The 9651-nt window shown below is 41.3% G+C and carries 9 protein-coding genes and 1 riboswitch; of the genes, 5 read left to right on the forward strand and 4 right to left on the reverse strand.

Annotation, left to right across the window (positions count from 1 at the left end; genetic code table 11):
- Positions 1–24 precede the first annotated feature (24 nt).
- Positions 25–2223: a M9 family metallopeptidase gene (locus L4C32_RS19310; RefSeq protein ID WP_428198526.1), complete on the forward strand. Its 2199-nt coding sequence runs from the start codon at positions 25–27 to the stop codon at positions 2221–2223.
- A 47-nt stretch (positions 2224–2270) separates the two neighbouring features.
- On the opposite strand, the gene thiD is transcribed toward L4C32_RS19310, so the two are convergent.
- Positions 2271–3125 carry a bifunctional hydroxymethylpyrimidine kinase/phosphomethylpyrimidine kinase gene (gene thiD / locus L4C32_RS19315; RefSeq protein WP_428198527.1) on the reverse strand — a complete coding sequence of 285 codons (855 nt, stop codon included), beginning with the start codon at positions 3123–3125 and terminating at the stop codon, positions 2271–2273.
- A 2-nt stretch (positions 3126–3127) separates the two neighbouring features.
- Positions 3128–3237, reverse strand: a riboswitch (TPP riboswitch).
- A gap of 205 nt (positions 3238–3442) precedes the next feature.
- On the opposite strand from thiD, the gene L4C32_RS19320 reads away from it, so the two are divergent.
- Entirely contained in the window at positions 3443–5242 is a 1800-nt protein-coding gene (locus tag L4C32_RS19320; protein WP_428198528.1) for an HD domain-containing phosphohydrolase, read from the forward strand.
- Between the two features lie 13 nt (positions 5243–5255).
- On the opposite strand, the gene L4C32_RS19325 is transcribed toward L4C32_RS19320, so the two are convergent.
- On the reverse strand, positions 5256–5822 hold the full coding sequence (locus L4C32_RS19325; protein WP_428198529.1) for a DNA-3-methyladenine glycosylase I: 567 nt from the start codon (positions 5820–5822) through the stop codon (positions 5256–5258).
- 99 nt (positions 5823–5921) lie between these two features.
- Between L4C32_RS19325 and gloA2 the strand changes: the two genes are divergently transcribed.
- Both gloA2 and L4C32_RS19335 read left to right on the forward strand, forming a co-directional pair.
- Positions 5922–6308 carry an SMU1112c/YaeR family gloxylase I-like metalloprotein gene (gene gloA2, locus L4C32_RS19330; RefSeq protein ID WP_428198530.1) on the forward strand — a complete coding sequence of 129 codons (387 nt, stop codon included), beginning with the start codon at positions 5922–5924 and terminating at the stop codon, positions 6306–6308.
- A 96-nt stretch (positions 6309–6404) separates the two neighbouring features.
- Positions 6405–6773 carry a hypothetical protein gene (locus tag L4C32_RS19335; RefSeq protein WP_428198531.1) on the forward strand — a complete coding sequence of 123 codons (369 nt, stop codon included), beginning with the start codon at positions 6405–6407 and terminating at the stop codon, positions 6771–6773.
- Between the two features lie 19 nt (positions 6774–6792).
- Here L4C32_RS19335 and L4C32_RS19340 read toward each other — a convergent pair whose 3' ends face one another.
- Positions 6793–7443, reverse strand: a complete 651-nt coding sequence (locus L4C32_RS19340) for a cupin domain-containing protein (RefSeq protein WP_428198532.1) — start codon at positions 7441–7443, stop codon at positions 6793–6795.
- Positions 7444–7654: 211 nt separating this feature from the next.
- Here L4C32_RS19340 and L4C32_RS19345 point away from each other — a divergent pair, with 211 nt between their 5' ends.
- On the forward strand, positions 7655–9097 hold the full coding sequence (locus L4C32_RS19345; RefSeq protein WP_428198533.1) for an ATP-binding cassette domain-containing protein: 1443 nt from the start codon (positions 7655–7657) through the stop codon (positions 9095–9097).
- Here L4C32_RS19345 and L4C32_RS19350 read toward each other — a convergent pair.
- Positions 9092–9511: a hypothetical protein gene (locus L4C32_RS19350; protein WP_428198534.1), complete on the reverse strand. Its 420-nt coding sequence runs from the start codon at positions 9509–9511 to the stop codon at positions 9092–9094. The two genes, L4C32_RS19345 and L4C32_RS19350, sit on opposite strands and share 6 nt — an antisense overlap.
- Positions 9512–9651 lie beyond the last annotated feature (140 nt).

Here is a 9651-nt window from a genome sequence, read left to right on the forward strand (position 1 = left end):
AAATTATAGTGAAAAGGAAATTAAATGGAATTTAATAAAGTAGGGCTAGCAATTGCAGCCACTGTACTCAGTTATCAGATACAAGCCGCTTCACCTCCGCAGCAAGAAGTAATGGAAGTACCTATTATTGGCCATGGCGTTGAACACTCTCACGACCAGGCTATTCCAAAGAAACTATCAAATATTCAGCCAGTTAATGTTCTGACAAGTGAAGACAGTAAAACACCAACCATTCAATTTTTTGGTGGTGAGCCTCAGGCTGCACCACAGCCCTGTGATCCTGCTGTATTCGCAACGTCTAGCAGCACTGAATTATTAAATCAAATTAAAAGCCTCGGCTCAAACTGCGTCAATGAACTCTTTGGCGCAAGTAACTCTATACAAAGCTCTGCTTTTACCTCTAGTAATATATATAACGTAGCCAAACATGTGACAAACTTATCACGTAACTACCAAGGCAATGGTGACAAGGATATTGAAGCTATCTTCTTATATCTTCGCGCTGGTTATTACGCCGAATTTTATAATACCTCTGTCTCTTTTTCATCTTGGGTGCAACCTTCTGTGAAAGAGTCTATTGATGCATTTTTAAATAACGTTCATTTCTATGATAACAATGACAACCACGGTAAAGTGCTCACTGAAGTAATTACCACCATGGACAGCGCAGGGCTTCAGAATATTTATTTACCCGTAGTTAAAGAGTGGTTAAAAAAATGGAACGCAAATTATGCCACGAGTTGGAACATGAGAAATGCGGTTAACGGCATATTTACCATTATATTTAACGGCCAATGGAATAATGACTTTGTCGCGACGATTAAAAATGACCAAGAGCTCGTAACCTTACTGAAGAACTTTGCTTTAAATCGTTATATGATCGACTCTGACAGTGAGTTTATGATTGCGAATGCAGGCCGTGAATTAGGCCGCTTAAAGATGTATACCAATGCCGCGATTCAACCAAATGTCGATTCTGCACTTAAAGAGCTCTTTTCAACATATCAAAGCTTTGGCTATGGTGACGCCATTTGGTTAGGAGCAGCAGAGAATGCAACTTATTACGAAGATTGTTCAACCTTTGGGATCTGCGGTTACCGTGAGAATGTCAGGATACATGCTCTCACTCAAGAGCACGTCTGTAGCCCTACCATCAAAATTATTTCTCAAAACTTGACTGCGACTCAACAAATAGCGGCTTGTGACAAAATGGGCTTTGAAGAAAACTACTTCCACACCAAGCTCGACACCTCTTCAGGTCCGGTAAAAGATGACCATAATGATCAACTACAAGTGAACATCTTTGACTCGAGTAATGACTATGGCAAATACGCGGCTGCTATCTTTGATATTGATACTAATAACGGCGGTATGTATTTAGAAGGTGATCCTTCAGTTCCTGGCAATATCCCTAATTTTGTCGCTTATGAAGCTAACTACGCCAATCCTGATCACTATATCTGGAACCTTGAACATGAGTATGTTCACTACTTAGACGGCCGATTCGATCTGTACGGAAACTTTAACACCCCTACTGAGCTTGTTGTGTGGTGGAGTGAAGGTGTCGCCGAATACGTCGCCAACCAAGATGATAATCCATTAGCAATTGAAACCATTCTCGATGGTTCCACCTATACACTCGCGCAGATCTTCGACACCACTTACGAGGGTTTTGATGTCGACCGTATTTATCGTTGGGGTTATTTGGCAGTCAGGTTCATGTTTGAACGCCATATCGACGATATTAACCTGATGTTAGCTGCAACTCGCAGTGGTGATTGGGCTGCTTACAAATCGATCATCACCCAGTGGTCAACTCAGTATCAATCTGAATTCGAGCAATGGTTGAAAAAAGTGGCCGCGGGGACAACACTTCCGAAAAACTGCTCAACAAGTAGTAAAATTAACAGCGGAACCCTAGAGGATGGTATCGCGGCATGCCTTGCAAGTTCAAATACAATTTGGCTAAACCTTGCCAATGTTAACGCTCAGCAGAACATTGCCATTTCAACAGGAGAAGGTACTGGCGACCTAACTATTGAGTATAGTAACTCAGGCTGGCCAAACGGCACTAATGTCGATGCCAGGTCTAATAACCCCGGAAACAGCGAGTGCATTTACCTCAATGCACAACCTAACTATTGGGGATATATAAAGGTAAGTGGTGCTGCTGAAAACGCTGCGATTGCGATTGATTACAATGTTTCAGGATGTAGAAAATAATAAGTTAAAGTCATCCTGTTAAGGTGGAGTGACTCTCCACCTTATTGTCACTCTAATATTAACTCTGAACTATTCTCTTTAAAAAAATGATTTACCGGCCCATGACCTTTGCCAATATTGAGTTCATTGGCATGTAAAATCGCTTTAGTAATATAGTTTTTAGCTAAGCTCACTGACGGCCCTAACTCATGCCCTTGAGCCAAATAGGACGCTATCGCCGAAGATAAGGTGCAGCCTGTGCCATGAGTATTGGTCGTATCAATACGTGGTTCAGAGAACGGTTTGATACTCTCAGGCAAGATCAATAGATCAGTGCTACTCCTATCATTCTCTAAGTGCCCTCCTTTTAACAATACTGATTTTGATCCTAGTGCACGGAGTTTATCGACCATTGCTAACATGTCCTCGCTTGTTAGAGGTACGTCACTGCCAATTAATGCCGCGGCTTCTAGCAAGTTAGGCGTAATGACATCAGCAAGCGGAAACAGGGTAGTTTTAAGCGTCTCCATCGCTGTGGATTTGAGCAGCATATCTCCACTAGTAGCAACCATCACAGGATCAAGCACAATATATTTCGGCGCGTATTGTCTAAGTTTCTTGGCAACTGAAGCAATAATTGTCTCGTCGCTCAACATACCGATCTTAACGGCAATTACATCGAGATCACAAAATACCGCATCGAGTTGCTGTTCGACAAACTCACTGCTAATCGAATAAATTCCGGTTACTCCTTGCGTGTTTTGCGCGGTCAAAGCCGTAATAACAGAACACGCGTACCCTCCGGTCGCTGAAATGGTTTTAATATCGGCTTGAATTCCTGCTCCACCACCACTGTCAGAACCCGCAATGGTTAACACAATCGGTGTGGTCGGAAAAGATAAAGATGAGATAAGTGAAGTCATAAGCACTATTCCTTTAAGTTCCCTACGTCAGAATTAACTGAATCAGGTTCAACGGGTTCACATTGTGATCTCAGCCTCTGATTTAATATCTCAGGCTCCCCGACTAAGAAAAACATACTATCATTAACACTCAGAATTGATAGGACTACTCAATATCAAATAGTTCGATATCGTCATATACAACTGAGTGAACAAACCTTGTAGTTCTTTCAATAAAATAGCGGATTCACACCTCAGTTTTATATTAAAACCTTGATGTCACTGAGCTATTCCGTCAGAGTACCTATCTATCTCTGCATTTGGACGACCAATAAATAATGAAGAATTTCTTTTATACATTGTTCTCATTGTTTATTTTTATTTCCTCTTTTTCGTCGTTTTCAAGCGAAAGCCAAGAGCGACCGAAACGTATCTTAATTCTTCAATCCTATGAACCCTCTTTCAAATGGACGTCAGATATTCAAAATGGAATCGTCGACAATTTTAAACAAAACAATGTCCCCGTTAGAATATCGGTCGAGTTTTTAGATACCAAACGAGTTTCTACACCAGAGTACTATCAGAGTTTCTCGCAATATTTCAAAATAAAATACGACCATTACACGTTTGATGGCGTCATTATCGTTGATGATAATGCATTGACGTTTTTCAAGAACTACAGTAAACCTCTATCACTTACCGCTCCTTATGTCGCTGTAGGAATCAATGACCTTAACGTTGACCTATCAAGTGTGAATAATAAAGGCATCATCATTTATGAAAAAGATGATGTAAATAAAAATATAAACGCGATTGTAAAACTAAACCCGAATATCAAAAACCTCTATTTTTTATCTGACCGTAGTACCACTTCTGAGTTGATTCGAAAACGAGTTATTACTAGCCTTTCTAACTTTTCTAAACTCAATGTCATTGAAATACGTGATAAAACACTACGAGAAGCCGCTCAACAACTGTCAACTATCTCTAAAGATGATGCGGTGTTACTCTCCCATTACAACACTGAGATAAGTCGTGGTGTTTATCATAGCTACCCGGAAGTGGCCGAAACGATCAGTCAAGCAAGTCGTGCACCTGTGTTTGTGTTGGGCGAATACTTTATTTTAAGTGATGTAGTCGGAGGCATAGTCCTTAGACCACATAACATAGGTTTGAAAGCGGCAGAAACGCTATTGACGATCAATAGTAATATTGAGCGTTCTCAATCGGAAGAGGTAGAGGTAAACCTCCCTGTTTATAATTACTCAGCCCTGAAAAAACATAGTATTCCAACATCACTGCTGCCAGATAATTCTGTCATCCTCAATAAACCGATCTCATTTATTGAAGAACATTTAGAGATATTGCTTATCTCCAGCGCCATTATTATTATTTTAGTGGTTATTATTTTTATTCAATCTATGACGATCAGGCACAAACGAAGAATCAATAATCAGCACAAAAAAATTGTCACTTTGCAGAAGAAAACCTTAAGTATTCAGAAAAACATGATCAATGTGCTAGGTGAAGCCATTGAGACCCGTTCAGGAGAAACGGGCCAGCATGTTAAACGTGTCGCGAAACTCTCTGCACTAATGGCCAAGCTGTTTGGTTTGTCTCATCGAGAGTGTGAAATGATCGAAATAATCAGTCCAATGCATGATGTAGGTAAAATCGCTATTCCGGAGTCTATTTTAGATAAACCAGGAAAGCTGACTGCCGATGAGTGGAAAATCATGCAAACACACACTACGGCTGGGTATAAACTTCTAAAAAGCAGCAACAGCGACCTGACTAACATCGCCGCAATTATCGCTTATGAACACCATGAACGATGGGACGGTAAAGGCTATCCAAATCAGAAATCTGCTGAAGAGATCCATCTTTTTGCCAGAATAACCTCGATTGTTGATGTGTTTGACGCACTCTTAAGCCTACGTTGCTATAAAGAACCGTGGCCGATTGAAGATGCTGTAGCACTTTTCAAACGTGAAAGAGGTCATCAGTTTGACCCGCAACTGATCGATATAATGTTAGACAACTTAAAAGACTTTATCCAAATACGCGACTGCTATCCTGATAAACAACCAGAAACAAAACAGCTCAAAGAAGAGGGCGCCCCTATAAAAAAAATTTAGCGAATACAAATTGCTAGGAACGACAAAAACAGTTAACGCTGTGGTCATTCACCATCCCCGTCGCCTGCATATGTGCGTAGAGTGTGGTTGACCCCAAAAATTTAAAGCCACGTTTTTTCATGTCTTTTGCGAGGGCATCAGACTCTGGCGTTGTAACGGGATAGTCCGCTGCCGTTTCAATATGATGGACGATGGTTTTTTGATTTACAAACCCCCAAATATAGTCTGAAAACTGACCGAACTCAGCTTGAACCTCTAAAAACCGTTTCGCATTATTGATTGCCGCTTCAATTTTACGTCGATTACGTACAATACCTGCATTTTCCATTAGTCGGGCAACATCTTCTTCATTAAATTGAGCAACCACGTCTGGCTGAAAGTTTGAAAATGCCTGCCGATAGTTGTCACGCTTTTTTAAAATGGTGTACCAACTCAGTCCCGCTTGCGCGGACTCTAATACTAAAAATTCAAAGATAGTTTGATCATCGCGAGTCGGTACACCCCACTCTGTATCGTGATAAGCAACATAATCCTCTTTACTTGTGTCTACCCACGGGCAACGAATTTTTTCTTGTGGCATACACACTCCTTGAATAAATTGATGGATAAATACAAAATTTACCTTAGAGTAATTAGCTCCTGACTTCAATGTCGATAATGACCACTTTCGGAGAGAATCATGCTTAAAGGCTTTCATCATGCAGCCATAATCTGCTCAAACTATCCGAAATCCAAAACGTTTTACACTGAATGTTTAGGACTAGAGATTATTGCAGAAAATTACCGAGCAGATCGTGACTCCTACAAACTGGATTTAGCACTGCCAGATGGGGGGCAAATAGAACTGTTTTCATTCAAAGAATCACCTCAGCGACCAAGTTACCCAGAAGCATTAGGGCTGAGACACCTCGCCTTTGCTGTCGATGCTATAGAGCCGTGCGTCGTGCAGCTTCAACGCCATGGTATTGACGTAGAGCCGATCCGGGTTGATCCTTTTACTGATAAAAAATTCACTTTTTTTAGTGATCCCGACGGGCTCCCTTTAGAGCTGTATCAAACATCATAAATAGCCATTTTTTTTATTTCCGTGTTTCTAGCCACATTCGTGAAGTTAGAAACATGTTAATTTTCACTATTCGGTTTGATTCTTATGAGGTTTTTAATGGAAGAGAAATCTGTCTGGGTTGACAATGAACACCTTCACGTAAAAAATCGTTCTATCGCTTTTGGCAAAATTAACGATCTATTTATTCGGCAATATAATAGGAAAAGTAAGCTCAAACGTGCCTTATTGATTGGTGCTACTTTCGGTTTCGGCTTCTTCATACTTCACCCGATCTATGCGGGGATCCCCGCCTTTATTATCATCACTGCCATCGCTTACTTTATGACTCCCAATTATGAGCTTCGTATCTCTACTTACAACAACGAAGACATTGGCTATGTAGAGTCTGCAATTCATCACTCTAAAAGTGCCGATGATTATGAAGACATACTGTTTGCTTATGCCTCTTGGCAGGAGCGCTACTAACCCCTTTATCTCATAGACACTACAACGGCAAATGCCCAACCTTGACCAAAATAATGGTCTCTTGCTCAGTGTAAGGGAAGTGCTCGCTCATGTGCGGGCTTCTCACCCAAGTATGCATCGGATAGGTGCCGTGCTCATCTTTAAACTCTCCAGAAAGCACCAAGACCTCTTCCCCGCCAAAGTGACGATGAGGATGAAACTGCTCTCCAGCTGGCCACTTAACCAAGGCAACATGTTCATGTTCAAACTCATGCAAAGGCATTACCAATAAACGGCCGATACCCGGCTGCCAAGGGGTATTTTCAGTATTCACTCGAACCAACTTGCGGTCACTTTGATTAAATTGATTCAATTTGACAAAGATTGTGCACCCCTCTTTGCTAAAGGGGGTATGCGAACTTCCTGGTGGATTTCGAATGTAAGTGCCTTTTGGGTAATCCCCTACCTCATCGGAAAAAACACCCTCTAACACCAAAATCTCCTCCCCTAAAGGGTGAAGGTGACGACTAAAACTCGAGTTTGCTTCATATTTAACAATACTGGTGACATGACCGGCATAGATCTCAGAACGTGCTAATGGTTTGCGTAACACCCCAGCCGCTGGGCTGGTGATCCACGCCATATCTTGCGTATTAATAACAACACGCTTATCAAAATCTAGATTCAACATACCTTAACTCCATGTAGCAACTGCGTCTGATTTATCTGTTGTCCTACCATTAATGCTACACCTGTTTGCCTATATTTCCTCTTTGAAGGTCTGGTTATCTGTTTCGTTTCTAAGTAATTGATGCTTTAATCTTATTTCTTACTCAGAAGCGCTTGATACTGAACACAATTGACACACTCCATTTTCATCAAAGGAATTGAGGAAATAAGCAATGAAAATAACGCAACTGCATTTATCATCAGAATTGGTCGAACTCACATTAAAAGACTGGTATCTTCCTCGAGACCAACACTGGGCAGTATTTGGTCATAATGGCAGTGGAAAGTCGCTTCTTGGGGCTTGGTTAGCAGGCGAAATTGAAGCGGTAAATGCACAAGTGGAAAACAGGCCTTCCCGAGTTGCTTTGGTCTCTTTAGCTCGTCAGCAAAACATGTTAGAAGAGGCTTTGGCTTGTGATGAGAGTGACTTTATGGACACTCAAGATTTTGGTTTTACGGTTCGAGATTACTTACAACAAATAACAACCGATACTCTCAGTATTGAGCAAGCCATTGAAGATTGCGATCTGCATCATTTGCTCAATCAACCTTTTCGCTTGCTTTCAACAGGTGAAAGCCGTCGGTTAATCCTTGCTATGGCACTACTCGAACAGCCCGAACTATTAATTCTTGATGAGCCTTTCGCAGGTTTAGATTTTGCGCATCAAAAACAACTTCATCAACTTTTAGACCGTGTCTCCACACAATCGCAGCTTTTATTGATATGTTCGCGAGATGAAGAACTGCCCACCCCCGTTCAACATATTGCATTACTAGACGAAACGGGACTTGCTGCCACTATGAGTAAAACTCAGTGGCTAGAGCATCCTGAACGAGAACGCCAGAATCGCTTAGCAGAGCAACAAGCGACACAAATTGTGGATGAATTAAGCAAAGTCAGTGACGCCACCATTACAGCAGTCGATTCAACCGTTCCACGCTTTAAAATTCGATCTGGACGTGTCAGCTACTCGGGTGAAACCATATTTTCAGGATTGAATTGGCAGATCGATGCTGATCAACATTGGCAGATTCGTGGTCCTAATGGCTGTGGAAAAAGTACATTATTAAACATGATTTTTGGTGACCACCCGCAGTGTTACAGCAATGATATTCACGTGTTTGGGCATCAACGGGGGACGGGAGAGAGCATCTGGCAGATCAAGCAGAATATGGGAATGGTCTCTTCTGCTCTTCATCTGCAATACCGCGTGAACTGCACGGCTCTCGAAGTGGTGATTTCTGGTCTGTATGATTCCATTGGTATCTATCAGCAACCGACAAAAAAAGAAGTAGAGAAAGCCAAATTATGGCTGCAGCTGTTTGCTATGGGTGAACTGGCAACAATCGGCTTTAAGAACCTATCATATGGCCAACAGCGCTTATTATTAATAGCTAGAGCATTGATCAAACGTCCAAAACTCCTGCTGCTGGATGAACCATGCCAAGGGTTAGATTTCATCCAACGCCAAACAGTGCTACAAGCGATGGAACTGATTGCAAAACATAATCTGAGTCAGTTAGTGTATGTGACTCACCACCAAGAGGATGCACTGCCTAGCGTGAAAAACGGTTTGGATTTTTTAGGCCAAGAGTTTGTAGTCAAGACCTTATGATACTGGCACCACAATCACGGCACCGATCATCACTAAAACCACATGCGGGAACGCTACGGTTGGTCTAACGGCTTGGCTCAGATACGATGCAATCAATCCTATGGTTGATGGTCGATTCTGAGCATATTCTCGATTATATTGAAATGGCATGGTACGGATTGCAGTCTCATCAGACAATGCCACTTCAAGTTGGACTAAACGGTCATCAATACGAGATTGAAAAGTTTTCCATATCGCATCTTGCAACCACACCACCAACAACACCAGCAAAGTGACCACATTAACTCCCTCTATCAACCATGCAACAGAAAACAGAGCAATATTAAAAAGTTTCATCAGCAACGAATACTTCTCGTAACTGTCATACTGATTTTGCAGTATTTGCCACTCTTGGGTTAATTCATTATTTCTCATTACTAAGTCCCTCCTACTTAACTGACTCATTATAGTGATAGGCGCGTTAGAAACAACACAGCTGTCAAACAAATTGACATACTATAAAAACATTTCCTATAAATACAAATAAACTATTGTTTTAATTGATATTTTTATAT

This window comes from Aliivibrio kagoshimensis (genome assembly GCF_050337105.1).
GTDB lineage: Bacteria > Pseudomonadota > Gammaproteobacteria > Enterobacterales > Vibrionaceae > Aliivibrio_A > Aliivibrio_A kagoshimensis.

What these genes read in the sequence shown, in the direction of transcription:
- L4C32_RS19310 (WP_428198526.1), top strand. Translation starts at nt 25, where the DNA reads ATGGAATTTAATAAAGTAGGGCTAGCAATTGCAGCCACTGTACTCAGT.
- thiD (WP_428198527.1), bottom strand. Translation starts at nt 3,125, where the DNA reads ATGACTTCACTTATCTCATCTTTATCTTTTCCGACCACACCGATTGTG.
- L4C32_RS19320 (WP_428198528.1), top strand. Translation starts at nt 3,443, where the DNA reads ATGAAGAATTTCTTTTATACATTGTTCTCATTGTTTATTTTTATTTCC.
- L4C32_RS19325 (WP_428198529.1), bottom strand. Translation starts at nt 5,822, where the DNA reads ATGCCACAAGAAAAAATTCGTTGCCCGTGGGTAGACACAAGTAAAGAG.
- gloA2 (WP_428198530.1), top strand. Translation starts at nt 5,922, where the DNA reads ATGCTTAAAGGCTTTCATCATGCAGCCATAATCTGCTCAAACTATCCG.
- L4C32_RS19335 (WP_428198531.1), top strand. Translation starts at nt 6,405, where the DNA reads ATGGAAGAGAAATCTGTCTGGGTTGACAATGAACACCTTCACGTAAAA.
- L4C32_RS19340 (WP_428198532.1), bottom strand. Translation starts at nt 7,443, where the DNA reads ATGTTGAATCTAGATTTTGATAAGCGTGTTGTTATTAATACGCAAGAT.
- L4C32_RS19345 (WP_428198533.1), top strand. Translation starts at nt 7,655, where the DNA reads ATGAAAATAACGCAACTGCATTTATCATCAGAATTGGTCGAACTCACA.
- L4C32_RS19350 (WP_428198534.1), bottom strand. Translation starts at nt 9,511, where the DNA reads ATGAGAAATAATGAATTAACCCAAGAGTGGCAAATACTGCAAAATCAG.